Origin of the sequence: Enterococcus sp. DIV2449a (genome assembly GCF_051711225.1) — a bacterium.
GTDB lineage: Bacteria > Bacillota > Bacilli > Lactobacillales > Enterococcaceae > Enterococcus_D > Enterococcus_D casseliflavus.
The window spans coordinates 843,152-868,453 of the sequence record NZ_JBIOME010000001.1 but is presented as its reverse complement, the minus strand read 5'-3'; the positions used below and the strand labels follow the sequence as shown (position 1 = coordinate 868,453).

23 protein-coding genes are annotated in these 25,302 nt (G+C 42.6%); 2 read left to right on the top strand and 21 right to left on the bottom strand.

Going from position 1 to position 25,302, the window contains the following annotated elements; all coding sequences use genetic code 11:
• Positions 1-121: 121 nt before the first annotated feature.
• The 17 genes from IGI76_RS04220 to IGI76_RS04140 form a co-directional block, all read right to left on the bottom strand.
• Positions 122-1,951 carry a lantibiotic ABC transporter permease gene (locus IGI76_RS04220; protein WP_270267238.1) on the bottom strand — a complete coding sequence of 610 codons (1,830 nt, stop codon included), beginning with the start codon at positions 1,949-1,951 and terminating at the stop codon, positions 122-124.
• Positions 1,926-4,190: a glycosyltransferase family 2 protein gene (locus IGI76_RS04215; protein ID WP_270267237.1), complete on the bottom strand. Its 2,265-nt coding sequence runs from the start codon at positions 4,188-4,190 to the stop codon at positions 1,926-1,928. Before IGI76_RS04215 ends, IGI76_RS04220 begins: the two co-directional genes overlap by 26 nt.
• A complete protein-coding gene (locus IGI76_RS04210) occupies positions 4,187-5,227 on the bottom strand; it encodes a bifunctional glycosyltransferase family 2/GtrA family protein (RefSeq protein ID WP_005225347.1) in 1,041 nt (346 codons plus the stop codon). The genes IGI76_RS04215 and IGI76_RS04210 overlap by 4 nt, the downstream gene beginning before the upstream one ends.
• A gap of 59 nt (positions 5,228-5,286) precedes the next feature.
• Positions 5,287-6,339: a GGDEF domain-containing protein gene (locus IGI76_RS04205; protein WP_270267235.1), complete on the bottom strand. Its 1,053-nt coding sequence runs from the start codon at positions 6,337-6,339 to the stop codon at positions 5,287-5,289.
• A 332-nt stretch (positions 6,340-6,671) separates the two neighbouring features.
• Positions 6,672-7,781: a GGDEF domain-containing protein gene (locus tag IGI76_RS04200; RefSeq protein ID WP_015509170.1), complete on the bottom strand. Its 1,110-nt coding sequence runs from the start codon at positions 7,779-7,781 to the stop codon at positions 6,672-6,674.
• A gap of 4 nt (positions 7,782-7,785) precedes the next feature.
• Positions 7,786-8,493: an EAL domain-containing protein gene (locus IGI76_RS04195; RefSeq protein WP_074932405.1), complete on the bottom strand. Its 708-nt coding sequence runs from the start codon at positions 8,491-8,493 to the stop codon at positions 7,786-7,788.
• Between the two features lie 375 nt (positions 8,494-8,868).
• The gene (locus tag IGI76_RS04190) at positions 8,869-9,276 is read right to left on the bottom strand and encodes a NusG domain II-containing protein (protein WP_034868672.1); all 408 of its coding nucleotides are present in this window, start codon (positions 9,274-9,276) and stop codon (positions 8,869-8,871) included.
• A gap of 25 nt (positions 9,277-9,301) precedes the next feature.
• On the bottom strand, positions 9,302-9,697 hold the full coding sequence (locus tag IGI76_RS04185; protein ID WP_194193188.1) for a hypothetical protein: 396 nt from the start codon (positions 9,695-9,697) through the stop codon (positions 9,302-9,304).
• A 37-nt stretch (positions 9,698-9,734) separates the two neighbouring features.
• On the bottom strand, positions 9,735-9,905 hold the full coding sequence (rpmF, locus tag IGI76_RS04180; RefSeq protein WP_005225341.1) for a 50S ribosomal protein L32: 171 nt from the start codon (positions 9,903-9,905) through the stop codon (positions 9,735-9,737).
• A 29-nt stretch (positions 9,906-9,934) separates the two neighbouring features.
• Positions 9,935-10,069, bottom strand: a complete 135-nt coding sequence (locus tag IGI76_RS04175; protein ID WP_005237325.1) for a putative metal homeostasis protein — start codon at positions 10,067-10,069, stop codon at positions 9,935-9,937.
• Positions 10,070-10,084: 15 nt separating this feature from the next.
• Complete coding sequence (gene rpsN / locus IGI76_RS04170; protein ID WP_005225340.1) at positions 10,085-10,354, bottom strand: 30S ribosomal protein S14; 270 nt, start codon at positions 10,352-10,354, stop codon at positions 10,085-10,087.
• Positions 10,355-10,370: 16 nt separating this feature from the next.
• On the bottom strand, positions 10,371-10,523 hold the full coding sequence (gene rpmG, locus IGI76_RS04165; protein ID WP_005225339.1) for a 50S ribosomal protein L33: 153 nt from the start codon (positions 10,521-10,523) through the stop codon (positions 10,371-10,373).
• Between the two features lie 298 nt (positions 10,524-10,821).
• Positions 10,822-12,801 carry a S9 family peptidase gene (locus IGI76_RS04160; protein ID WP_194193189.1) on the bottom strand — a complete coding sequence of 660 codons (1,980 nt, stop codon included), beginning with the start codon at positions 12,799-12,801 and terminating at the stop codon, positions 10,822-10,824.
• Positions 12,802-12,891: 90 nt separating this feature from the next.
• Positions 12,892-13,836 (bottom strand): tocopherol cyclase family protein, encoded by a 945-nt coding sequence (locus IGI76_RS04155; protein ID WP_194193190.1) that lies wholly within the window; start codon positions 13,834-13,836, stop codon positions 12,892-12,894.
• Between the two features lie 118 nt (positions 13,837-13,954).
• Positions 13,955-14,788 (bottom strand): hypothetical protein, encoded by an 834-nt coding sequence (locus IGI76_RS04150; protein ID WP_194193191.1) that lies wholly within the window; start codon positions 14,786-14,788, stop codon positions 13,955-13,957.
• Positions 14,789-14,794: 6 nt separating this feature from the next.
• Entirely contained in the window at positions 14,795-15,112 is a 318-nt protein-coding gene (locus IGI76_RS04145) for a PadR family transcriptional regulator (RefSeq protein ID WP_194193192.1), read from the bottom strand.
• 154 nt (positions 15,113-15,266) lie between these two features.
• Positions 15,267-16,304 carry an NADH:flavin oxidoreductase/NADH oxidase gene (locus IGI76_RS04140; RefSeq protein ID WP_128488063.1) on the bottom strand — a complete coding sequence of 346 codons (1,038 nt, stop codon included), beginning with the start codon at positions 16,302-16,304 and terminating at the stop codon, positions 15,267-15,269.
• A gap of 263 nt (positions 16,305-16,567) precedes the next feature.
• On the opposite strand from IGI76_RS04140, the gene IGI76_RS04135 reads away from it, so the two are divergent.
• Positions 16,568-18,709: a HelD family protein gene (locus IGI76_RS04135; protein WP_194193193.1), complete on the top strand. Its 2,142-nt coding sequence runs from the start codon at positions 16,568-16,570 to the stop codon at positions 18,707-18,709.
• 160 nt (positions 18,710-18,869) lie between these two features.
• On the opposite strand, the gene IGI76_RS04130 is transcribed toward IGI76_RS04135, so the two are convergent.
• Positions 18,870-20,246 carry a CHAP domain-containing protein gene (locus IGI76_RS04130; protein WP_060792881.1) on the bottom strand — a complete coding sequence of 459 codons (1,377 nt, stop codon included), beginning with the start codon at positions 20,244-20,246 and terminating at the stop codon, positions 18,870-18,872.
• A gap of 391 nt (positions 20,247-20,637) precedes the next feature.
• On the opposite strand from IGI76_RS04130, the gene IGI76_RS04125 reads away from it, so the two are divergent.
• Entirely contained in the window at positions 20,638-22,038 is a 1,401-nt protein-coding gene (locus IGI76_RS04125) for a metallophosphoesterase (protein ID WP_194193194.1), read from the top strand.
• Between the two features lie 450 nt (positions 22,039-22,488).
• Here the strand turns inward: IGI76_RS04125 and IGI76_RS04120 are convergent, their stop codons facing one another.
• The 3 genes from IGI76_RS04120 to IGI76_RS04110 form a co-directional block, all read right to left on the bottom strand.
• Positions 22,489-22,842 (bottom strand): nuclear transport factor 2 family protein, encoded by a 354-nt coding sequence (locus IGI76_RS04120; RefSeq protein WP_087664402.1) that lies wholly within the window; start codon positions 22,840-22,842, stop codon positions 22,489-22,491.
• Positions 22,843-23,393: 551 nt separating this feature from the next.
• The gene (locus IGI76_RS04115; protein WP_005225331.1) at positions 23,394-23,594 is read right to left on the bottom strand and encodes a cold-shock protein; all 201 of its coding nucleotides are present in this window, start codon (positions 23,592-23,594) and stop codon (positions 23,394-23,396) included.
• A 247-nt stretch (positions 23,595-23,841) separates the two neighbouring features.
• Positions 23,842-25,302 carry a glycoside hydrolase family 1 protein gene (locus IGI76_RS04110; RefSeq protein WP_016610580.1) on the bottom strand — a complete coding sequence of 487 codons (1,461 nt, stop codon included), beginning with the start codon at positions 25,300-25,302 and terminating at the stop codon, positions 23,842-23,844.

Sequence of the window (25,302 nt, the reverse complement as noted above, 5' to 3'; positions counted from 1 at the left end):
GGCCTATACGCATGTCAGCCGTTCCTTTTATTGATGTGCATTCCGTATAAATCAACCTTCAGACACCACAAAAGCCGATCCTCTCTAGAGTAGGATCGGCTTTTTTGTGTATAATCTTCATTTAACGCCCCAACACCTCCGCCACCGAATATACGCCTGGGGCAAAGGTCTTGCCTGTTAGCTTCTTCGTCATGGCATTAAAGGTATAGTGCTCTTCTAAGACGACGACTTCATCGTATTGCTTTAATAGCGTGCGAAATTCAGCATCGGATAAGAGGAAATTCTCTCGGCCATCGACATTAGGTGAAAACAAGTAATATTTTCCGACATAGCCAACTAAGTAGCTATCTACTGCTTCTTTGTTAGTACTGACCACCAAATATTTTTTCTCGTTTAGGTCAAAGTGATCGCCAGTAACGGCTGAAACTTGTGCTGGAATCGAAGCAGCATATTCACGATTGGTATAACGCATGCCATTATTCTCTGAAAGGATCAGCAATGTCGCAAAAAATAGCAGAATCAAGGTACTGTATTGATAGATTTTTTTCGTGGTCAAGCTGGCAAAACTACGGTAGTTTCGCCGATCGATCGCTTGTTCATGATACAAATGATCAATGCCTCGGACCATGAAAAAGGTCATTAATCCAAGTGCTAAAATCACGATACTTGAGGCATAGCGATCGAACCCAGCCAAAGACAATGCTTCATCAGTGGGCATCGAGAACAAGAACATGGCATAGATTCCTAAATAATACCCCCCAATGATACCATCGATCAACAGCAGTTCTTTGAAAAATGGATTGCGTTTTTTCATGATAAATCGGACAAATAGCCAACTGCCCAAAAGAATGACCTGGATCAAGAGAATCCCTTGCGTGGAGATCGTCGCAACATCCGTGATGGTTTTGACAAAAACATCCGTAATCTGCTGCAGTATCTGAGAATCCTTTTCGCCAAAAATCTGTTTATAAGCGGTCACGCTGACTTCATGCTTCGATTTAGGAAAATTCGCTTTGACATGCAGGTTCCAAAGAATCGCTGGCAGGACAGATAGCCCAATGGCAGCTAATCCTACAATCATCATGCCCAGCCGTTGCCGCCAACGAACTGATGCCTGCCACAAGCAGACTAGTAAATAGCCGCCTAAAATCAGCAGAAAAAAGACGGCGCTATTTTTGACCAAATCAAGAGAGGCGCCAATCAAAAGAAAGAAACCGATCGACGGTAGTACGTTGCCTTTTAAAGCGAATAAGCCAGCGATGCCAGCTAAAGTCAACACTGGCAGGATAAAGTCTACTAACAAATTATTCATTCGAATCGCAATATTAAAATAATTGAATACGGCCATGCTGGTGAAGACCAAGACAAAAGCCAGCTTTCTTTTCGGATCACGAATAATCGCAAAAAAACTATACAGACTACAGAAAATCAAAATCAATTGACCAATCAGCAAGACATTCTCATGATAGCCAACGATGATCGCTGTATAAGTAACAAATAGCGAGCTGCCTAAAGGATAGGAAGTAAAACTGATGATGGCATCGGCTGCCGTTGGCAATTGTCCCTGTGTATAAAGGAATTTAACGATCGTCGCCCAATGGGAGAAGTTGTCATAGTGGGTCAAATGACTGTGAAGCAATGTCAAAACGAACAAAGCAAAATAGCCATAAAACCACAGCATAATGGGCTCATGCAAGCCCAAACGCACCTGATAGCGTTCCTGCCAAAAACGCCAAACGCATAATAGTAAGCCAAGACCAAATAAAAACCAAGCCCCCCAGATCAACCATCCTTTGGGACCATATGCGACAAAGGAAAGAACGAGGATCGGCAAACAGCAAGCAGCGATCCAGCTAATGTATTTGGTAAAATGACAAACTCGTACAAAAAAATAGGCATAGCCAGCTAATGATAAACCAAAGAGACTAAATCGCAGCAGGATCTCGATCATCGTCTGCCTCCTTTCTCAGCAAGCTGTCTACCCATTCTTGAAAGGCTGCTGTAAAACGCAGCTCGGAAAGATTGCTTACTTGATAAATCACTTGATTTTCTTTTGGTTGAAGCATTGCTTTTTCAGCGTGAAGCACAAGATTACTGATCGGCAAGGTTAGATGGGCCGGCATCTCGACCTCTTCTGTTTTTACCAACGTGAGCTGGTCAAAACCAAACGTTGTGACCGCATAGGTTCCTTCATCAAAGTGCCATTTCTGATCAATGGTCAGGACCGGCACTCGTTGAGGTGGCAGCGGCTTTTTTTTGGCTTGCAGCAGATGCTTACCGAGATTTTCAAAAAGACTGTCAAAGAAAGTCATCCACGGGTCACGCAGAACTGGCAGGCTTTGATTGAAGCCATCATAAATGATCTGCAAATAAGCCAAGTAGTCTTTTTCTGATAATTGGTGTAAAGCAACCCCATAGACCCAGCGATCCTTGCCTGAAAAAACGCGGACGACGTTTCCCGTCATCTCTGCTTGGTAGCCATTACGGGTGATTTTAAAAGTCAGCTGCGCATCTGGCGGAAAATAAAGAGGAACGTCAGAAACGAAGGACAAGCCGTTTTCTGAGATATTTTCAGTCATCAAAGAATAGCTGGCGTCTTGGTCGGAAACTTCAACAGGATAATGGGCTCTGAACCGTTCCGTCGTTCGGTAAATCGGGCGACCGAGATAAAATAAGACCGCAAAGGTTAAATTAAAGAAATGGGTCAGCAGCCAGAAGGTCAACACGCTGCCATAGAAAATCTCTGAGCCGAATTTGCCGTAATTAAACTTCACTAAGCCGATAATCGTCAAAATCAACAGCAACAAATGCGGCACCACAAACAACAAGTCTTTTTTAGACTGAGTTGCTGCTTTATTAGTCACCTTGAAGCGGGTCTCTTTGATGCCAATGGCTTGCAAAAAGACAGGAATCACTAGGTAAGGTGCAAAAATCGTTTCCTGGATCTCGCCCCAACGCTGCGTTCGAATATCACTGCTCAAATCCTGCATCGCCAAATGCAAGAACGTATAGCTTGGCAGCCAAAACAGCAGCAAGACCCAAAAGTTAGTCTCTACGACCCTTACATTAAAGACGGTGTACAAAATCGGCGCGAAAATAAACAGCAACCGACGTAAAAACGACCACCAATACAAATAGCTGTTTAAGAAAACCATTTTTTGCGCCAAAGACAACGTCTTGTTTTTGAAGAGATGGAGATTGTGGACACTTTGGACCACTCCTCTTCCCCAGCGAATCCGCTGCTTTAAGGCACTTGGGATATCAATAGGAGACAGACCGCTGGCCATTGGCTGCAATGTTGATAAACTGCGATAACCTTGGCAATTGATCAAGGCGCCTAATTCAAAATCTTCTGTGATCGTGTCCGTCGGAAATCCGCCAGCGGCTTCGATCGCTTCTCGTGCGATCACCGTATTGGAACCTGTATAAATAGCGGTATCATGGGCGTTGTTCAAAACATTGACTTCTCTGGAAAAGAAGTCCTGCTCGTTAGGGATCGCCGCTTCTGAAAAAAGATTGTACTGAAAAAGATCCGCATTGTAAAAGCTTTGCGGTGTTTGGACAAAGCCCAATGGTTTGATGGTCTGATCTTTGCGGCGTTCCTGCTGATTTGCCACAAAATATGGCACTGTTTCCAGCAAAAAATCTGAGTAAGGGATCATATCTGCATCAAAGGTTGCTACTAGCGGCGAATTGGTTTTTGACAATGCATGATTGAGATTGCCTGACTTGGCATGCTGATTGCCTGTCAATCCGATATAGCCGATGCCAAATTTATCTGCCAGTGCTTTGACCTCTGGACGGTTGGTGTCATCTGACAAGTAGATGTGAACTTTTTTGGGATCGGGGTATTTCATATGAACTGCCGCATTGACCGTTTTTAATAAAAGCGGCACTTCTTCATTATGGGTAGCAATCAACACATCGATCGCCGGATAGTCGGCTTCTGGCACGACCGGTTTTTCAAAAGGCTTTGCTTTGTTTTTGTTCCAAATCAACAGCAAGCCCGTAAAGTTCGATACGATCTCACTGCCCCAAAGCAGCAAACCAAACAGCAGGGCAAACCAAGACTCGTGCCATGGCAATGTATACAGCCCCCGCCATGATAAATAGATCAGCGAAAAGACAAACGCCAGAAAGTAAACGACTTTTTTCGCCCAAGGCAAACGTTTTTGTTCCACCTCAATCACTCCTTAAAGATGACATTTTTTTGCACATGGTAACTAAAGAAAAAGAGCAGGCAATCGACACCTATTTTTAACAACACAGAATCCCCGATCGGCAGGATCAAATAGATCAGGTAGACGAGGAAAGAGGACAGCAAAATCTGTACGATCACTAATAAAAAATACTGCAGCATACTGTTCTTTGTCCGTTGACCAAAAACAAGCTCGCGATTGATGTAGTAATTGACGATCGCCGAAATCAAGCGGGCACCCAACGAAGCGATCACGATGGAGGACAGATCGATGACAGACAAGAAATGGATCAATAACGCATAGGCGATCACATCGACAAAAAAGGAGACCACAGATGAAAACAAATACTTCAAAAAGACGCTATAGATAGCGACGGAATCTGCCAAGACCCGAAAATGGGAAGAGGCATTTTCTTCAATATAGATGGTGGCGATCGGTTGCGAGAGAATCGGCCACCCCCGTTTCTGGGCTTCGATCAGCATCCGCGTTTCATATTCAAAACGCTCACCTGAGATCGCCAACAAATCTGTCATGAATTTTCGAGGGAAAACCCTTAAGCCCGTCTGCGAATCCTCGATGGCAAGACCAGTCGCTAAACGTAGGATATTTCGGGTCAATATGTTACCGAACTTACTCCGCAAGGGCACTTCTTTGCCAAAGGATCGGGTCCCTAAAATAATACTGTCGGGATGGGCTTGGGCCTTTGCTAAGCAAGCCATCATATCGGTATACTCATGCTGCCCGTCCGAATCAATGGTCACCATAAATTCAACAGCTGGCTGGTTTGTCAGCACTTCAGTGAGGGCGGTTTTGATGGCTGCGCCTTTTCCAAGATTCTTTGGATGGGTCAAAACCTGACAACCAAACTGCTGTGCCAATGCCGAAAAGACAGGCTGATAAGCAGCCCCACTGCCATCATCCACGACCAAAATCGGCAGGTGCTGGTTATGCAAACGAATTTTCTCCACCAGAGCCAGCAGTTTGTGGTCAGGTTCTAGCGAAGGAATCATGATTAAACTATTTTCCATATGCGCTCCTCATTTAAGGTAGTATTTTTGAAAATAAAAAAGAAAAGAAGCCAACTCCATCAGTAAAGACAGAGTTGGTCGCGACCGCTGCGCTTGGCTCGATACAATGCTTGATCGGCTCGTTCTTGTGTTTGCTGTAGCAACTCGCCCTTTTGCCGTTGTGCGATCCCAATCGACAACGTGATGCTGACCGAATCGCCTGCATCCAAGATGATCTCTTGGTAACGGATGCGCTTTTGGATTTTTTCGAGGAGATAAGCAGCAGCCTGTGCGTCTCCTTGGATCAAGATCGCAAACTCTTCCCCGCCGATGCGATAGACCGGGTTGCTCGCCGTACAGTAGGTCGAAAAAATACGAGCGATTTCTTGCAAAATCACATCCCCAGCACGGTGTCCGTAACGGTCATTGTAATTTTTGAAATGATCGATATCGATCAAAGCGATCGATAAGTCCACCTCGGTCGTGTCTAGGCGTTGGCGGTCCTCTTGAAATTTACGGAAGTTGTTCAACTGCGTAAGATCATCGATTTTGACCAATGCCAAAATGCGCTGCATATCATTTACTATCGAGTAAAGGAAAAACGCCAACGTATAGGCGAGAATGCCATAAACTATATAAATTAGGGTCGTTTTTTGAATATCGCCCGTCAAATAAAAACCAAAAAGAAAGGAGATAGCGATCAAGTAGGTAATTGATAGGAATAACTCTTGTTTGTCAGTAAATCGCCGTTTGGCCCAGGCATGCAGAAATGACAGTGTCACTATCAAAAAAAACGTAAGATATAAGTTCAACCAAGACGATTTTGATACTTCAAACAAGAAACGCCCTAACGCTAGATTGACCATCGTCGGTACGGTCACCTTCCACCCCAGATATTTCATGGAAAAAGCGTAAAGCAAAAAGCGCAGGTCAAATCGCGTTTCGTATACGACGTAAGAGAAATTCATCATCAGCATCCCCACCACGGTTTCACAAGCAATCGCAGCTGCGATCTGTTTCGCTTTGAACGTCCCTTGGCCAACGAATCCGTCACTGATTTTGAATAACAAATAAATATTGATGATAATTGCGCCTAAATTTGCGAGTGTATTGACAACCAGCGTATTTGCCATTTCCTGTGCTTCCTTTCTAAAAAAAAGAACCCTTACTTGCTGATTCGACGGGACAATTCCAGAAACATTTCATTGGAAAAGCGGACAAAGCATCAAGTAAGAATCACTATTTATTATTGACAGTTTTTATCACTCTTGATTTAGAATAATTTACCAGAAATTATACATAGTTTCAATCTTTTTGTTGATATACGAAGATTCTCAAGATAAATAAGAAAAGCAAAATGTATATTTTTTAAATAAATAACATTATTTCTTTATTATTACTAACAATTTGTGCATAAAGATTTAATTCTTTGTGAATTTGTGCAAATCATTTTTTCATTATTTTTTTACGTCTCAGGTAAGGTGCACACCCGATTTCGACCACTTTGTTTTGCGAGATAGAGTGCTTGATCAGCTCTTTCGACGGCTGCCAAGATATCGCCATGACAAACGGTGCTCGCTTCAACGCCGCAAGACAAAGACATCGTCCCTTTTTCAAAATTGGCGACAGGAAACATACTGCTGGAAATAGTTTGACACAGTGTCGTCATCGCAGCTACGGTCTTTTCTTTGACATCCCCTTCGATCACGACACAGAACTCTTCGCCGCCATAACGATAAAAGGAAAAGGTCTCAGCAAAATGCGCCTCTAAAAAAGTAGTCGTCCGTGTGGCAAAGGTTCTCAACAGCTCATTTCCAGCGATATGACCATAACGATCGTTGACCTTTTTGAAGTGATCGAGATCGATCATGGCGATCGTCACAGTCTTTTTCTGTGAAACGGCTTGAAGCAGATCGTGGTTATAGGTCCCATAGTTGAAGCAGCCGGTCAACGCATCGATCTTACTATTCGCCAACTCTGCCAGTACTTGGTACTCTTCGCCTTCAATCAACCGATGCAGCCACATAAAGCCGCCCAACAGCACAAAAGAACCAACAAGTACTGCCAACATCGCTTCCCAGTCATAGGTCGTCGTATGATGGACCAACATCGAAAAACGCGGTGAGAGCAGACAGGTCAAAAAATACATCAAATAAAATTGCTGTTGCGGACGCAGCGGCTTGATTTTTGATAAGAGAAAATCAAGGACAAAGACGCCGACACCTAATAGCGGTAAATAAAAGGCTTTGCCAATGTCAGAAAAACCGACAAACAGTAAATAGAACACGACCATACACGGCGTTATCAAAATCAAGATTTTGCCACGATCACCATAGAAAAAATGACTCGCAATAAAAGCAGTTGTGTATTGATAACAGATAAACCCAACTGAATTCATTGAGAAAGAAAGAATAAAATACAAATGCGTAAACGTCAGAATACCAATAATAAAATACTTAAATGGACGAGAAACCGATATTTTTTGCACACTTCGTACAAAAACATCTGCGGTCACCAGTAAACTGGCAATCATCAGCGGCAAACCAAACGCCAAGAGCACGCCTCGTTCTAACATTCCATCACAATCGCTCTCCTTTAGACCATAAATATCCTTGTTGTAAATGAACCCCCATCTCAAGCAGCTGCGCCATCTTATCGCGGGTCTCGATGCCTTCAACGATCAACTCAAGCTGATACTTTTTGGCGACCTTCAACCAACAGGTCAAGAAACTAAACCCGATCTCCTCATCGAGCTGAATAAACGGCAGTAGTGAAAATTTCAAACAATCCACATTTTCAAGATTGGCAAAGACCAATGACAGGGTATTTTGGCCACAGCCGATGTCATCGACAGCGATCACATAGCCATAGGCTTTGATTTTTGCAAGGGCAGTAGACAAATCAAAAGAATCATGCTGACCTTTTACAGGATGCTCTGTTAATTCGATCTGCAACTGCTCTTTGTGGGCAGTCATCCCCTCAAAAAAAGTCCACGTTGACTGCCACAGCAGCTGTTGTGGATGAATATTGACACTAAAGCGGGTTTTCGGCTTTTTTTGGCACAACCGTTGCAGCTCCTGGGCATACCACCCCATCAACTGCTGATTGCCGCTTTCAGATTGAATCATTGCGCTGAATTCTTGTTGCGGAAAGCGGTTGTTTTTCTCGCTGCGCAGCAAGACCTCATAGCCGTTCACCTCTTGCTGACTTAGCGATTCTACCTGCATGATTGGTTGACATAACAGATAAAAATTGTCTGTGTTTTCCCAAATTGTTTCATTTCCCATCTTCGTTAAGCCCCCATCTAGTAAAGTTATCACTTCCGAAAATTGGTCATATTTGTATCATCGCTCGTTCATAGTCCTTAGAAAAAGAAGCTTCAAAGGAACTGACTTGCCTAAGTATACCAAATAGAGCCGCAGTTCCCCAACTATTTTAGATGATTGGGCAGAATTTTTTGTGAACGATTGGACAGATATTGCTATTTCCACCCATAGTTCCCATTTCTTCTGACAGTTGGAATTCTGCGCTTTTCTTGTATCAAAAACGCTGTTTCTGGCTGACTTACACGTTGGTCGATTGGCGGTTTTGACAGCTTCTTCTGCTCATCCTTATAAAAAAGCCAGCTGAACAGGAATTGTTCAGCTGGCTTCCTTTTTCTGTTAATAAATTAAATAGTCAGAGGCACCGGCTTGCTTGATCTCGATCACCAGCTTATGAGGCAGGCAAATGCTCGTCTGCCCATTGCGATAGATCCAGCTGGTTTTGACAGCAATCTGGTCGGGACTATTGTCTTCACGAACTCGGATCGCGCCATCTTTGATCTCGACGATATTGTACTGACCTTCTGCTGGATAGTAGGTTTTTTCCATCGCATCGATTTCTTCTAAGTTAAAACGGTCAACCTCTTCTCCATTTATTCGCACGATTGCATACCGATCGCCGGTATCACTTTGAGCTTGTGCTTCAAATAGAAAAAGCGGTAAAAAAGAGCCGACAACTAACAGAATAAACAGCAGATAATCATAGGGCTTTAGAAGTTTTAAAAATGGCTGGATCGTCTTTTTCATCACATGTACGCCTTTCACGGTTCATTCACTGTTCCTTTTTAGAAGGTAGTCGCTCTTCAAAAAAAGCAGTTAGGTCGATGATCTCTTCCTCTGTGAAGGTTTCTTGCTCCCATTGGTCAAGAATTTGTTCTTGCAAAGCCAAATCCATTTCCCAAAAATGCTCGATCTTCTTGAAATGCTTTGAGTCAAAGGAACGAAACACGGGGTAGATCATCAAAAATTCTTCAAAGGTAAGATCCCAGTCCTCAGTATAATCTTTAACGACCCCTTCTGACAAGGCTTTTTCCGTCGGATCGCCGTTTTCTTTGATCAAACCTGCTTCGTAAAAATGGCGATAGATTGCCTCTTTGGTGATCTCTGGATGAAATTTTTTACTGTGACGGTAGGCTTCTTCAATCAATGACGGATAGATGATCTCCATTTTCCCCCTGCTTTCTGGACGGCGTCATAAGACGCCGTTAATTCTTTTCGATTGGGTGCTGCGCTTTATATTCTGCTAATGATACATGGTGGCTGCGCTTGAAGGTTCCTGTTGTCCCATCAAACGAAATCGCTGGTGCTTTGACGCCATAGTGGGTCCGGCGCTTATTCTTTTTTGCTTTTGATGTTTTTCTTGCAGGTACTGCCATGTCATTTCCAACTTTCTTTCACTTTCTCATTATGCACGCAGCTGCAATGCATTTTTCCGTTTATTTCGCTTAAATTCATGAATGATCTTTAATGCGCGTTTCCTTGTTTTGATGTTCGGGCTCTTTAAACGTCGATACGCACTAGACAAGTCCGTTTTTTCCATATTGACTCCTTTCTGTTACCAGCTTGCTTTTGTAACGCCGGGAATTTCTCCGAGATGTGCATGCTTACGGAAATTGATCCGTGACATGCCGAATTTATTCATGTAGCCGCGCGGACGACCATCGATCATATCCCGTTTTTTCAAACGAGTCGGATTCGAATCTTTCGGTAGTTTGGCCAATGCTTGGGTATCTCCTTGTGCTTTTAGTTCTTGACGTACTGCTCGGTATTGTTCGATCAGTTGTACTTGTTTGTTGTATTTTGCAATTTTTGATTTTTTTGCCATTCAGTTATTTTCCTTCCTATTTCTTGATTTCACGAAAAATCGCTCTGCGCCGCAACTTGGGTGAATATTTTTTTAATTCTAAACGTTCCGGCGTATTGCGCTGGTTCTTATTGGTCAAATAAAGTCTTTCCCCTGTCTCCACACATGCCAAAATAATATTGTTTCTCATAATAACCAGCTCCTTTCTCTTGCGTCACACCAAAAAAACTTAAAGTGTAACGATTACGTTTTGTATCATATCACACTAAAACACAGGAAGCAAGCAAAACTATTTCTTCTTTTTGTTATTTAACACGTGAAGAAAACGTCATATGAATTTGTTTTCAACCGTCGCTGTCATTGGCGGCAAGATAACAGAAACCTATAGCTTTTGATCCCGCAAAAAAATCACCTGATCTTTAAGAAATCACTGGTTGGGCTTTTCAAGCAGCCCAAGTCATGATTCTTTGTCAGGTGATTTCATTCGGTTAATTTACTGATTGGTTCTCATGTGATGCAAGCCATTCACTGATCGCCTGCAAGCGTTCTATCCGCAGGTTCGGCAAGCCATTGCGCGACAAACCATGAGAGGATTGAGGAAACAGCATCAGCTTCGTATCGACGCCTTGGCGTTGCAATGCCATGTAAAACTGCTGTCCTTGTTCTTGCGGACATCGCAAATCATTTTCTCCATGGAGGACTAGCGTAGGTGTCTTGACTTGGCTGGCATAGGCCAAAGGCGACATCTTCCAAAGTCCTTCGGTCTGATCAAGTTCCCGCAACAATTGGAATTTGACAAAGGCAGGTCCAATGTCACTCGTCCCATAAAAGCTGATCCAATTTGAGATCGAGCGTTGCGTAACGGCCGCACAAAAACGATCGGTATGGCCAACGATCCAGTTGGTCATAAAGCCACCATAACTGCCGCCAGCCACATGGATGGTGTTCGTATCGATTTCTGGATGGTTTGCCACCACGGCATCCACCCCCAACAATAGGTCTTGATAATCTTTATTGCCATAATCACCTAAAATCGATTTGACAAACGTCTGACCGTACCCTTGCCCGCCTCGAGGGTTCAACAAGATGACCCCATAGCCATTAGCGGCATGGACTTGCATCTCATGGAAAAATGTTTCCCCATAACAGACCTGCGGACCGCCATGAATGTACAAAATCGCTGGATGATTCTCCTTTGTTTCGGTCGGAGGCAAATACCAGCCTTGAATTTGCCAGCCATCTGCTCCTTCGTACCAAAACGCTTCAGGTTTACTGATCGTTAATTGTGACATAACTGCTTGGTTGGGATCATAGAGATCGGTTACTTCGCCACTTGTTAAGTCAATCAACGCTAAGCGACTAGGGATCGTTGGCGTCGCATAAGCAACAGCAAGTTTGGCTTCTGAATAGATCGCCGCATCGAGGATATCCATTTTTTCATCAAGTAGTTTGGTCCATTCTCCTTGGGTCGTGGCACGGTACAATTGTAGCTTGCCATGTTCTGTTACGGGTACAAGGAATGTGTCATCCGTCAACCAGGTGATCGCTACGCCACGATTTTTTTGTTGAAAATCACTGATGATCGCATTGCCAAAGGCAACATCTAACTCCTTGGAAAGATTTTTGACTGCTTTCGTTTTTAAGTCGATCAAAAACAAATCATCCAAGGTCACAAATCCGTAAGAGAGATCATTGCCTAATAGTAACAGCTGATCATTGCGCGCAGCAGCAAAAGTGTAGGTTCCTTCTGGCAGAATGTTTTCTAAACTTTCTGTCTTTTTCGTCTGGCTATCAAGGAGACAAACCTTCGAGCCATAGTCCCATTCATCTTCTTCCTCTTTGTCAAAGGTGAGGAACAACGTCTTCTGATCATCCGCGATGCCAGAAAAAACAAAGGGAGAATCATGCTCAAAAATCAGTTCCGTTTCTTGTGTCGCGATCGTTTTTTTGACGATCGAATGTTTTTTTTCTTTTAAAAAGCCGACGCCATCCGCCAAATAATTGACTTTCGTAGTAGCTTTTACTTCTGGAAATTCCTTTTGCTTGTCCGTCTTTTCTGTGTCGTCTTGATTCTCTGAGACCGGCTCTTCTTGTGCCAGCTTATAATAGACCGCCGTTGCGTCTTGCTTCCAAAAATAGTCCCCCAGACCCTTCTCAGTGACAAGTGCTTGGGGCTTGCCTCCGGACACTGGCATCGTCCATAACGTACTTTCACCTTTCTTTGGATCGGTCGTCACAAAACTGAGCCATTGCTCATCTGGCGAGACCTTTAGGTTGTTGTGGGTCGTCGCTTCGGTGCCCCACTCACGCCGTTCGTTGGTCCTTGCGTCAATACTATAAATCGCTGAATCATACGTATTGGTCTCTTGGTTGACTGCCGTTTCCAAGTAAAAAACCTGATTTTTCCCCACTGCAGGCTGCGCAATCGTTTTCAGTTCAAACAGTGTCTCATTCGTTATTTTTTCCATCCGTTTCCCTCCAAAGATACGTGTTTTCGCAGTAACTATCTACTAGTATATCAAAAGAAACGAATTTTTCTGCTTTTTTCCCGCCTTTTTTTAATAGTGAAATCCTCGCAGATTCGCTACTTCTTCAAAACCAGCCGACGTCCCCGTCTGCCGCAAGATCTCCTGCCCATTTTCTAAAAGGGTCAAGGCAATTTCCGTACTGGCGCTTTCGCGAATGATCCGATTCATTTGCCCAATAGAAGGTGCTAACAACGAATGGCCTTCTTTCGTCAACACTTCGATCGTCAGCAGCCACTGTTTTTGTTTGAGATGGATCACTAAACGGTCTTCCGTACGTTTGACATCATGAATCTTTGCACCATGATAAGTAGCAAAACGATATTCTTGGCTGCCGACTTGCAGAACACAAATCGTTCCCAAAAAAGCAAAACCAGCAAAGGGAATGTCGGCTGCGGAGAAAAAGAACCGTACATCTGGTGCATCAAAACTGTTGCACTGAACCCAGATATAAGCTGCTGGAAAGGAGGTACCCCAGTCTTTTTCCAAATAACCGATCCCGTTCGTGAAATCGATTGGTTCTTCGTTCCAGTACAGCGTACCTTCTAAGGTATGACTCATGCTCAAGACACCGTGGTAGCACTCCATAAATGACAGGTACGAAAAAGGCCCCATGATACTCGGCGCATAACGTGTCCGCTGAATCGGTTTGTGGTCGTTATATTTTACTGCTCCTTGTACTTGGAGATCGTTATTTTTTAAAGAAACTTGAATGCCTGCTTCACTAAAGATATTGTCACCAATCGTTACTTTTCGCTCCTCTTCTGAAACCTGAAAATCAGTTTCTGGAAAGGGGAAGTAATGCGCGCCCTCATGATTGATCACTTGAATGAACACTTCTTTGGTACCGTCTTCTTGAATCGAAAGACCTGGAATAAAAGCATAGACTTCTTCACCGATTTGGTGCTTATGGTACCAGCCTTCAAAAAAAGCGGTCTGCTTGTCGTGGCCGTGAAAGAACCGATCTGTTATCAACATCTTGATTTCCCTCCGTTTCTTTTTTAAGTGTAGCATGAAGCAGAAAGATTCCTCAGGATAATGCTTTTGTCCATGTAAAAAAGCCAGAAACAAGCAACACACTTGTTTCTGGCTTTGCTTATTGCTTTTTCATCACTCGACGGGTCCACCAGAGAAAAATAAGAAACCCTACAACGAGCAGTGTCAAAAGTCCGCCGGTCATCCACGATGGATCCCCAATGTGATAAAATGCCATGGCTTTTTGCAGGCAACCAAGCAACACAAATACCCCCAGTAGAAAAACGATCGGATAAAAAGCTTTTTCTTTGCGTGATACAACAAAAACGATCGCCGCTACCAGCAAACTGCCAACCAATACTACATCAAAAGGAAATGCGATCGTCAGGAGCCACCAGTTTGGGGTCAGCAGATTGATCAACAGTGAAAGACCAATCCAGCCACTCACAACGAGCCAAAGGGAGCCGAAACGAATCACCTTGCTTGTGCCCTTCTTTTGATAGATGGTTTTGCTGATGATCGCAAAAATCCCGATGACCGCTACCACAGTTACCAATCCTGTTAAAAGATAATCCAGCAGGTTAAGAACCAGTGGTCCTTGATTTGTAAAATCAGCTATAAACTTGATCCCCCAACTGATACCAACCGCTAGATATGCCAATTTGAGACGCTCTTTGAGATTGCTCTTTGGCGTGTTTGCCAACAGTTCATCTGCCACCCCTTTCGGATCATTGCCAAAATAGTGTTGCGCCTCTTCTCCATGAGTTTGTGCTTCTAATAAATCCATTGCAATCGCGTATACCTGCTCTGTGACTTTATGCTCATCGTAAAAAAGGCTGGAAAGTAAGAGGTAGCTTCGAAAATCATCAAAAAATTGGCGATTTTTCTCATTGAATTGTTGCTCGATCAGATTGGTTTGCTCTCGCCAATAGGTCGTCTCTTGTTTATCTGCCATGTTTCCTCACTCCTTAAATAATCCTTCGACTTTCTTCATTAGGTTCGTCCATTGTTCTCTAAATTGTGCCAAATAGTCTATGCCTTTCGGGGTGATCGAGAAATACTTGCGATCAGGTCCTTCAGGTGATTTTTTCATCTCAGAGGTAATAAGTTCTTGTTTTTCCAACTTCTGCAGCAAAGGATAGACCGTGCCGCCAACGATCGTTTCAAAGCCTCTTTGCTTCAGTTCCTGTACCAGTTCATAACCATAAATCTCTTTTTGAGCAATCACTTGCAAAACACACCCTTCCAAAACCCCTTTTAGCAATTGCGTCTCTTTCACGATTTCCCTCCTTTGGTTCCCTTTATCTAGTTTGTTATACAAACTAGTGTTGTACCTAGTATACGTGTTTGTCACTAGTTTGTAAAGCATACTAGTAGAATAAAAAAATCTCCTAAGAAGAATTTTCTTCTAGGAGAATTTTTTATCAAATAAATCAACGCTTCACCCCGCGTTGATAGGAATCATTGTACGCTTGAAAGGACTTATCGTGAAGTTTCGCCGCTGCATCTGCCAACCAGTTGACATTTCTGATCAATGCGCGGCCTTGTAAAACCAAATCCACTTGATTGGTTTGCAAAAGATATTCGCAAAGATCAGGATTATCCAATAAACCGACTGCTGCTACGGGAATATCGACCACTTGCTTGATAGCTGCAGCAAAGGGCACTTGATAGCCATCATAGATCGGAATATTAGGCTTTTTATCCACCACACCGCCTGTGGAACAGTCAAGACAATCAATGCCATCTGCTTGAAGCCATTGGGCCACTTGCTGCCAATCTTCCAACGAATTTTGGCGTCCTGGTTCTTCATAGTCTGTCAATGACAAGCGCATCCACAAGGACCCAGAAAAGACTGCTCGAACTGCTTGTACCGTTTCTTTTACAAAGCGATACCGATTCTCTAAGGAACCACCATACAGGTCGGTGCGTTGATTGACGAGAGGCGAAAGAAATTGATCCATCAAGTAGCCATGAGCCCCATGAAGTTCGATCATCGTGACACCCGCATTGGCTGCTCGTTGGGCAGCCTGAACAAAACTATCTTGCACCCGTTTGATTTCCGACAGGGTCATTTCTGACGGTAACGGGTAGCGTTCGTTAAAGGCAACGGCACTTGGTGCCAAAGGATTGCTGGCATCAACTGCTTTTCGTCCTGCATGGCTTAGTTGGATGCCTACTTGCGCATCGAACCCATGCAGCAGCTCCACCAATTTCGTCAGCTCTGTTTGCTGCTCTTCATTCCATAGCCCTAGATCATTATTTGTGATTCGTCCGTCTGGTTCAACGGCAGTCGCTTCAATAATGATCAAGCCGACTTTGCTTAATGCTCGTGCCCCGTAGTGAACAAAATGAAAGGGCTCCGCAACACCGTCTTCTTTTTTTACTTCATACATACACATCGGCGACATAACGACACGGTTGGCCAATGCTAAATTCGCTAGCTTCACTGGTGACAATAATTTGGACATGCTGACACTCCCTCAACGATTTTTCGCTTTGTATTTTTCTCTATATTCAGTATAAACAGCCCCTTCAAAAACACAAGCAATGACCCTTTTTCTCATTTTTAAAACAAAAAAACAGACGCATTCTGCTTGCTCCCATGACATTGGAACAATCAGCTGCCTCTTCCCACTATTATTATACCGCATCCAGAGTCAAAAAAATAGACTAGTATTTTTGGTGGATGCTCGTATAATTGAGATACTTTGGAGAATGGATGTGAGTCTGAATGAAAGACCTAAAGGCTGAAAAGAAGCATCTCGCAGACACGTACCAGCAATTGCTGACGCGAAAGACAGGGCTGAGCAGTTTCTTGACTGAAGGCAGAAAAAAAGATCGCCTTGCGATGCAAAGCATCGGCGAAGAGATTCGCTTAAACTTTGATAATTTTGCTGACCGTTTAGATACTTTTGCTGCCATCGAAAGTAAGAACCGTGAGATCGACCAAATGAACGCCGCTCTTCAATCTGCTGAACGTGAATTAGCTGCCATCGACCGTCTACTGGATAGTCCCTACTTTGGTAAAATCTCCCTACAGTTTGAAGATGAGGAAACAATAGAAGATTTTTACATTGGGATCAATGGTTTTGTTAATGAAAATAAGGAAGGGCTGATCTATGATTGGCGCTCCCCAATTGCCGAATTGTTCTATGCCAAACGCTTGGGCCCAGTCTCTTATCAAGTGAACAATCAGACGATTTCTGCCGCTCTTGAACATCGCCGACAATTTATTATCGAAAAAGATCAATTGAAGCAAGCCTTCGATACCTCAGTCGCGATTCAAGATGAAGTGTTACTGGCAGCCCTTGAGGCCAATAATAGCCAAAAAATGCAAGACATCACTGCTTCGATCCAACACGAACAAAACGTCATCATCCGTGACTTAGCGCATAAAAACCTACTGGTCAACGGTGTTGCTGGAAGCGGAAAAACGTCTGCTGTCATGCAACGGATCGCCTTTTTGCTGTACCATTTTCGTGAAGAGATGACCGCAGAGAATGTCTTGATCCTCTCCCCGAACTCTCGGTTTATTGATTATATTTCGCAAGTGCTGCCTTCCCTCGGTGAAAAAAATCCATTGACGTTGACCATGCGGCAGTTTTGCCAAGCATTTCCTAGTGTTGACTTAGAATCGGAAGAGGCGTATTTTGACCGCATCCAGCAAACACCCAGTGAAGCAATCGACCTTTTGCGCAGTGTTGACTTCAGCCGCTTTCTTCAATCCTTGAGCAAACAGCTGCCAGAAGAACTTGTGCTTCAGTTTAAACCAATCAAAAGAAAAAACGTCGTCCTTTTTTCTGAAGAAACGATCGATACTTTCTTCCAAGAGACACCGAAACAGGCATCCTGGCGCGATCGCATCCAAGCAGTCAAAAAGAAATTGGCTTACGCTTGGGAGAATCGACTGCAAAAAAATGCCTTAGCAGCAAATGTTCACGACCAAGTTCGTTCTTTGACTGAAGACGAACAGCGCTCCTTATTAGGGACAGTTTTAAAGGATGATTCAGAAAAAACAATTCAGAAAGCAGCCATTCGCCTCCTGAAGAAAAAATACGCAACGGTTTCCGAACAAATCAACGACCTTACTTGGTTTGATACAAAACGATTGTTAGCAGACAGTGCCGACTATTTTACTCACGGACAGATCACTTTGACGCAAACAACAGATAGTTTGGATTATACCGTTTGTCTATTGCTGATTCGTCATTTGCTCGCCGAAAAACAACCTGTCCCTGCGTTACGCTATCTGTTTATCGATGAAGTCCAAGATTATACGCCAGCACAAATTCAGTTTCTATTATGTCTTTTTCCTATGACCTCTTTTACCCTCGTGGGGGATCAGCAACAGGCGATCTTTACAAGTGCCATCACCGTATCAGAAATCCAAACGTTGTTTCAACAACAGGCGAAATCCCTCGAAACGTATCAGCTGACTACGAGTTATCGGTCTAGCGGTGCAATCACGCGGTTATTTGCCCAAATGCTACCAAAAGAAACCAATTTAAACATCTCTGCCGTTCGACCAGAAGGAAAGTTGCCACAGTTTTATGCCAATCTGCCTGACGTTGCGTTAGTAGACATAGTAAAGGAACTTAAGCAACCAGTAACGATCATCACCAAAGATAGTCGATCCAGTGAGGAGCTCAAACAGTTCTTCGATAAACAGGCCGTGTCATTTCATGGAACGGTTTTACCGATTCATCTTGCCAAAGGATTGGAATTTAAGCAGGTCCTCTTATATGATGTCTCAGAAGAAAATTATCATACCGATCAAGACCGACGAATTCTCTACACGGCGATTTCTCGTGCAATGGAAGAACTGGTGGTAACTTCAAAAGGAACCTTTTCGCCGTTTCTCCCTCCTTGCTAGTAGAACGAAAAACCTCCTATTTTCTATAGAATCTTGATAAGATTTGAGAGAACCCTGTCTTGCCTCTCTGAGTAGTTCTCTTATCTGACTGATTTAGAAAGCTATCGATCAAATAAAAAAGCATCAACGCGATTGCGTTGATGCTTTGCTTTTGAATTGATTAGCGATGGATGTAAGTATATCCAGATGCGCTCATTGTTGCAGTGTTTGGTCCACCAGGACTGTCAAAGCCCATTCCGCCTTGAGAGATTGTGATGGTATTGTTTGATGGGTTGTATGATTCAACATAGGCTACGTGTCCATAAGTTGGATCAGCAGTCCATTCGCCACCAACTGATTGACCAGCGGCAAAGACTACAACGGCACCGGCTGCTGGTGTACCATTGACAGTGTATCCATCAGCTGCAGCTGACGCACCCCATTGTGCACCATTACCCCAGTAAGTACCTACCCAAGGAGCGCGGTTTTTCACGTACCAAGTACATTGACCCCAAGCATACATGTTACCTGAGCTTGAATGATCTTTTCCACCGCCAGTAGAAATACTTCCGGTAGAATTATTATTTGATGAAGAGTTTGAATCTGAGTTACTTGAGCTTGAATTGCTTGAACCAGTGTTTGAAGAGCCTGCGTTCGATGAACTTGAGCTGTTAGAACTGCTGGTATTGCTTGAGCTTGTGTTGCTTGAAGAACTACTTGTTGCTGTTTCAGTAGAAGCTGTTGTATTCTCTGTCGTGCTTTCAGTTGATTGAGCAGCAGCTTCTTGTTGTGCTTCTTTCAAAGCAGCAGCTTGTCTTTCTTCTTCTGCTTTTTGAGCAGCAGCAGCTTCTTGTTGTTCTTTCAAGATACGTGCTTTTTCAGCTTCCGCTTCTTGTTTTTTCTTATTCAATGCATCTTTGTCTTTTTCAGCAGTCGCTTGTTCTGCTGCTAAGTTTGCTTTCAAGACATTTAAGTCAGCTTGTTTTGCTGCGATGGCATCTCTTTGTTGGCTAAGTTCTGCTTGGTTCGCAGCAACTTCTTGGATTTTGCTTTCGTTTTCTTTGACTTTGTCTTCAACATCTTGTTTGTCTTGTTTTTGTTGTTCAACTAAATCATTGTTTGCATTGACGATCGTTGTCATCGCTTGTACGCGACCGATAACATCCGTTAAAGAATCTGCTTCTAAAACAGCATCAATGAAATTGGTGCTTTGACCGTTAACTTGCACATCACGGGCTTGCTTTTGGATTGCTTCTTCACGTTTGGCAATACGCAATTTCAATGTTGCGATTTTGTCTTGCAATTTCTCAGCTTCTTGACCTAACTCAACTTGTTTCGCTTCTAATGAAGCAACTTTTGCACTCACTGTTTCAATTTCTGCTTCTAGAGAATCGATTTGTGATTGGGCGTCAGCTTGCTGACCTTTAAGAGAATTGATTTTTTGGTCTTGCTGCTCGATTTGATCATCAATGGAATCTGCAAATGCTAATGCAGGTGCTGCAACTGCTGTTAATGTTAGTGAACACACCATTAATGCTGATAACAAACTATTCTTCACTCGTTTTTCCTCCGACTAGCTGGTTGATTTGACAGATGAACTGCCTTTATAAAAACTTAATTTTGTCTAAGAAAGTTTAATGTTCGATTTAACGACAAATGAATTCTACCATAATGATATGACACACAGATAAAGGAAATGTTACAAAAATGTTTCAATCTAACACTCCCTTTATCTCAACGATAAATAACAGGACAATTAAAGACCGTTAAATCAACGTTTCTGAATAAATTACCGCATTTTCTTTTCATTTTCATCATCTAAAATAAATTCAATTCATGTTATCTTTATCAAAAGTAAGGCTAATTATTCAAGGATTATAACTTGATCACAATTATTTTAATAAGAAAAACTATGAAAACAAGAAATCATTCAAAAAAAGACCATTTATGTGACAAGATCCCTATTCCTTTCTATAATAAATAAAACAAGCGAGGAGGGAATCGCGATTCGTACACACAAAAAATGGTTTTGGCCATTGGCACTACTTACACTTTTTGTCACCTGTTTCCTGTTATTCTTTCAATTTCGTAAGGTGCATGAAGCCGATACTCCATTGCAACAGGCGAGCAACAGTGAGTTTTGGCTCTTAAGTGATATTCATTTTCTTTCCTCCACGCTCCATGATAACGGCGCAGCCTTTCAGACCTTCACAAAGGGAGCTGCTGGCAAAGAGATGACGTATCAAGAACAATCGATCGAGGCCTTCATCGCTCAAGCCTTAAAAGAGAAACCCACGGGAATTATTTTGACCGGTGATATGACGCTCAATGGCGAGAAAGCAAGTGCTCAAGAGTTGGCAAGATTGCTTGAACCAATGCAAGAAGCTGACATTATGGTTTTAGCATTACCTGGCAACCACGAGATTTACAATGGTTGGGCGCGAGCATTTAAAGGTGAAAAGGAATACTACGCAGATCAAATCAGTCCTGAGGATTTTCAAACGATTTTTGCTGAAGGTTACGAAAAAGCCAACAGTATCGACAAGTCTTCCCTTAGCTACAGCATTCAGTTAAACGACAAGTATCGTCTCTTTTTGCTCGATTCATGTATCTACGATTCTGAGGTTAATTGGGATGATCCTACTACGAATGGTGAGTTGAAACCGGCTACTCTAACTTGGTTGGAGGAGCAATTAACCCTGACGAAAGAAGCGGAGCAAGTACCACTGGTCTTTTTGCACCATAACTTGTTTGGTCATAATGAACTCTTACAAGACGGTTATGTTCTCGACAACGCCTCTGAGACTGTCGCTTTGTTGGAACGCTTCAACGTGCCAGCCGTTTTCTCTGGTCATATCCACATTCAAGACATTAACGAAGGGAATGATTCGCTTTATGAAGCAGTTACTGGGTCTTATTCAACGGCAGAATTAGGCTACGGCGTCCTTTCTCTTTCTGACAAGGAAATCAACTATGAAGCTCGCCAGATTGATCTCGATGCTTGGGCGGCTGAAACGAAGCAAACTAATGAACAGTTGCTGAACTATCAAAACTACCAGAAAAGTATTTTTGAAAAAGACACCAACCAACTGGTCCGTGACCAATTGTCCGCAGTGTCTGAACTGTCAGATGCCCAGATGACAAAACTTTGCACGTTTGTCACGAAGTTGAACACTGCCCTTTTTACTGGCAATGATACTTACTCAGCCGAAGAAAAAGCTGCCATCAAAGACTCCGAGGAGTATCAGTGGTTAGCGACCTATTCTTACTTTTTGAAGCAATATGTCGATTCAATGCTGGACGATCAAACCGATGATCGCAAGCTGACGATCCCCCTCACAGCAGAATAAAGCCAAAAAGTGTCTTCTTCCTTTCTTTTAGGAAAAAGACACTTTTTCTTTTCTAATGAACGATAGCCCTCTCGTTTGGGTAAACGAGAAGGCTATCTGACGAGTCAATATTTATTCTTTGAAAGTGCAGCATACTATTACTACTATTATTTATTTCTCATTTAAACGATACAATCCCTAACCTCTATTGTATCCTTGTAACTCTGAAGTTACGCCAGGTTTGAATAAATTTCTTCAAAACAAGTAACGTGTGGTACAAAAATATTTGTCGCTTATCAATAACTATACCACGCAACTAGGCGCCGACGGAAGTAAACTAACTCATTCTTAATCATTACTTAAACAAAAGGTATTGTTTTCAAACAGTGTTGCTCCTTTAAGAATTCTACGTGAAGCGATCAACCTTCCTGTCATGCATATCTGCTAACCATTCCTATAAGGGAATTCCTTTTATTCAATAGGCAAGTCGTGCTGTTTTAAGAAAGATAATTTATCCCAGTAGCCTCTTTGAAATAAAATTTTATCATTTACTATTTGAAAAAAACCGCAACCTCTCAAACCTAAGGGGTCACGCCATTCTAAAATTGCCCATTGTCCATCTTCGAAAATGTTCTCAACGATACAAACCATTTTTGCGTTAGAAAAATCTTGCTCAAACATCTGCTTGATCGCTTGTTTCCCAACAACTGGCTCATTGGCAACCTGGTGGTTTATTGCATTCTCATCATATAATTCTGAAATAATTTCAACATCTGCCTGATTAAACGCATCAACCCATTGGCAAAGTATTTCTTTTGGCTTCATATAAATCCCCCTCGAAATGTAATCATCTTTGTTCCAATCGCAATAAAAAAAGTAGCTAATTTGTACCAATATATTCTACTTTTACAATTCATTCAAGACAATATCGATGAAACGAATAAGAAATATCGATCTTTCACATCGATTACTCTTGTATATGTACGGGGTACCTGAATCGTGGCATGTTCCGCTTTACCTGTTTCTTTATTCCATTCACGTGAGTCATGCCATTTGAATCACTAGTAATCATTGCTTTTAATGGTAGCAACGCTACTAAACCTATTCAACCACTTTATTAATTTATTGAATAAGGTATACAACCCCTCTTTCTTTTTATACGCTTATCATCGAATGACAAATCCTGGGTAAGTAAACCGCGACGCTTAGGGCTAGTTGAATAGTGAAATCAAAGATGTACTATTTACCATGTTAGGTCCTCAAAACCTGCAACTATTCTCTTGTAGCAGATCATCAACACCCGATCCATTTCAATATTTATATAAAATAAAACAAAAAAAGCGAGAACCCAATGGATTCTCGCTTGTTAACGTCAATTAACCTTTAACGATGTTTGTTGCTTGTAAGCCACGTTGGCCTTCTTCAACGTCGAAAGTCACTGCTTGACCTTCTTCTAAAGTTTTGAAGCCGTCGCCTTGGATAGCTGAGAAGTGAGCAAATACATCATTGCCGTCTTCACCTGTAATAAATCCAAAACCTTTATCTGCATTAAACCATTTTACTGTACCGTTATTCATAAACGTATACCTCCATATTACACATCGACTGTGTTTATTTGTTTGTAATAGAAAATGATGTGTAATTGAAGTGTGTATCAATAGAAAAGATAAACAAGTATTAACATATCAGAACTTTACCTATTCATCATAGCATGGTTAAAATAAAATAGCAAATAAAGTTGGCTTTTTTTCTTGATAAAAAGGTAAATTGTTAAGAAACCTTATGATTAAGCCCAGCAATTGCTTTATCTGGAAGAATCAAAAATCAAAGAGTTGCGCCGTTTGAAGCAATTACTTTTTTGTACCAATCAAATGACGCTTTCTTGATGCGTTTCTTTGTGCCATTGCCTTCATCGTCTTGGTCGACATAGATAAAACCATAGCGTTTCGACATTTGTGAGGTTGAGGCACTAATGATATCGATGCAGCCCCATGCCGTATAGCCAAAGACCTCGACGCCATCATGCAACGCTTCATTGATTTGTTCAATATGCTGACGCAGATAGTCGATTCGATAAAAATCATCGATGGTGCCATCTTCGTTTACGACATCTTCTGCTCCCAAACCGTTTTCGGCAATAAACAAAGGTTTTTGGTAGCGGTCATAGAGTTGATTCAATGCTGTTCGCAACCCTTTGGGATCGATCTGCCAGCCCCATTTGCTGCTTGGCAAATAGGGATTTTTAATCCCACCAGTGATCAGATTCCCGACAGCACTTTCCAAGCGTTCTGGATGCGCGCTGACTGCGCTGGACATATAGTAACTAAAGGAAACAAAATCAACAGGGTTTTCTCGGATGATTTCTAAGTCTCCTGGTTCGATCACCAATTCCACTCCTTTTTCTTCAAACATGCGGTTGGCATATGCTGGATAATAGCCTCTTGCCTGCACATCACTGAAAAAGAGTGAGGTTCGTTGACTTTCGACTGTTTTTTGGACATCGTCCGGATCACAGCTGTACGGCGTTAATAATTGATAGCTGATCATACAGCCGACCTTGGCATCGGGAATCAATCGATGGCAATAGTCAGTCACGATTGCGCTGGCGACAAATTGATGGTGCGCCCCTTGGTACTTGTCTTGTTCAATATTAGGATGACCTTCTTCAATGATCCCGACACTAACATATGGATGGTGTTTGACACAGTTGATTTCATTAAAAGTTACCCAGTATTTGACTTTCTTTTGGTATCGCTCAATCACCGTCTTGGCAAAACGGACATAAAAGTCGATCACTTGCCGGTTTGGCCATCCTCCATACTCAGTCACTAAATACAAAGGCATCTCATAATGGGATAGTGATACCACTGGTTCGATCCCATACTTCAAACACTCATCAAAGACTGCGTCGTAAAATGCCAATCCAGCTTCGTTTGGCTCTACCTCATCCCCCTTTGGAAAGATCCGTGTCCAGGCAATTGACATCCGATAGGCTTTGAAGCCCATCTCAGCAAATAAACGAATGTCTTCTTTAAAGTGATGATAAAAATCGATTCCCTGTCTTTTCGGATAGTATTTCGTGCTGTTTGGATCCTGTGCTTCTGCAACTTGCTGATGAGTCATCATATGCCATTGGTCAGTCCATCGTTCTTTCGGCATTGAGGAATCGAATAGATAGACATCAGAAACCGACAAGCCTTTTCCATCGATTCCAGAACCTCCTTCAACTTGGTTGGCAGCTGTTGCTCCTCCCCAGAGGAAATCTTTTGGAAAATAACTTTTCAT

What these genes read in the sequence shown, in the direction of transcription:
- IGI76_RS04220 (WP_270267238.1), bottom strand. Translation starts at nt 1,951, where the DNA reads ATGATCGAGATCCTGCTGCGATTTAGTCTCTTTGGTTTATCATTAGCT.
- IGI76_RS04210 (WP_005225347.1), bottom strand. Translation starts at nt 5,227, where the DNA reads ATGGAAAATAGTTTAATCATGATTCCTTCGCTAGAACCTGACCACAAA.
- IGI76_RS04205 (WP_270267235.1), bottom strand. Translation starts at nt 6,339, where the DNA reads ATGGCAAATACGCTGGTTGTCAATACACTCGCAAATTTAGGCGCAATT.
- IGI76_RS04200 (WP_015509170.1), bottom strand. Translation starts at nt 7,781, where the DNA reads ATGTTAGAACGAGGCGTGCTCTTGGCGTTTGGTTTGCCGCTGATGATT.
- IGI76_RS04195 (WP_074932405.1), bottom strand. Translation starts at nt 8,493, where the DNA reads ATGGGAAATGAAACAATTTGGGAAAACACAGACAATTTTTATCTGTTA.
- IGI76_RS04190 (WP_034868672.1), bottom strand. Translation starts at nt 9,276, where the DNA reads ATGAAAAAGACGATCCAGCCATTTTTAAAACTTCTAAAGCCCTATGAT.
- IGI76_RS04185 (WP_194193188.1), bottom strand. Translation starts at nt 9,697, where the DNA reads ATGGAGATCATCTATCCGTCATTGATTGAAGAAGCCTACCGTCACAGT.
- rpmF (WP_005225341.1), bottom strand. Translation starts at nt 9,905, where the DNA reads ATGGCAGTACCTGCAAGAAAAACATCAAAAGCAAAAAAGAATAAGCGC.
- IGI76_RS04175 (WP_005237325.1), bottom strand. Translation starts at nt 10,069, where the DNA reads ATGGAAAAAACGGACTTGTCTAGTGCGTATCGACGTTTAAAGAGCCCG.
- rpsN (WP_005225340.1), bottom strand. Translation starts at nt 10,354, where the DNA reads ATGGCAAAAAAATCAAAAATTGCAAAATACAACAAACAAGTACAACTG.
- rpmG (WP_005225339.1), bottom strand. Translation starts at nt 10,523, where the DNA reads ATGAGAAACAATATTATTTTGGCATGTGTGGAGACAGGGGAAAGACTT.
- IGI76_RS04160 (WP_194193189.1), bottom strand. Translation starts at nt 12,801, where the DNA reads ATGGAAAAAATAACGAATGAGACACTGTTTGAACTGAAAACGATTGCG.
- IGI76_RS04155 (WP_194193190.1), bottom strand. Translation starts at nt 13,836, where the DNA reads ATGTTGATAACAGATCGGTTCTTTCACGGCCACGACAAGCAGACCGCT.
- IGI76_RS04150 (WP_194193191.1), bottom strand. Translation starts at nt 14,788, where the DNA reads ATGGCAGATAAACAAGAGACGACCTATTGGCGAGAGCAAACCAATCTG.
- IGI76_RS04140 (WP_128488063.1), bottom strand. Translation starts at nt 16,304, where the DNA reads ATGTCCAAATTATTGTCACCAGTGAAGCTAGCGAATTTAGCATTGGCC.
- IGI76_RS04135 (WP_194193193.1), top strand. Translation starts at nt 16,568, where the DNA reads ATGAAAGACCTAAAGGCTGAAAAGAAGCATCTCGCAGACACGTACCAG.
- IGI76_RS04120 (WP_087664402.1), bottom strand. Translation starts at nt 22,842, where the DNA reads ATGAAGCCAAAAGAAATACTTTGCCAATGGGTTGATGCGTTTAATCAG.
- IGI76_RS04115 (WP_005225331.1), bottom strand. Translation starts at nt 23,594, where the DNA reads ATGAATAACGGTACAGTAAAATGGTTTAATGCAGATAAAGGTTTTGGA.
- IGI76_RS04110 (WP_016610580.1), bottom strand. Translation starts at nt 25,302, where the DNA reads ATGAAAAGTTATTTTCCAAAAGATTTCCTCTGGGGAGGAGCAACAGCT.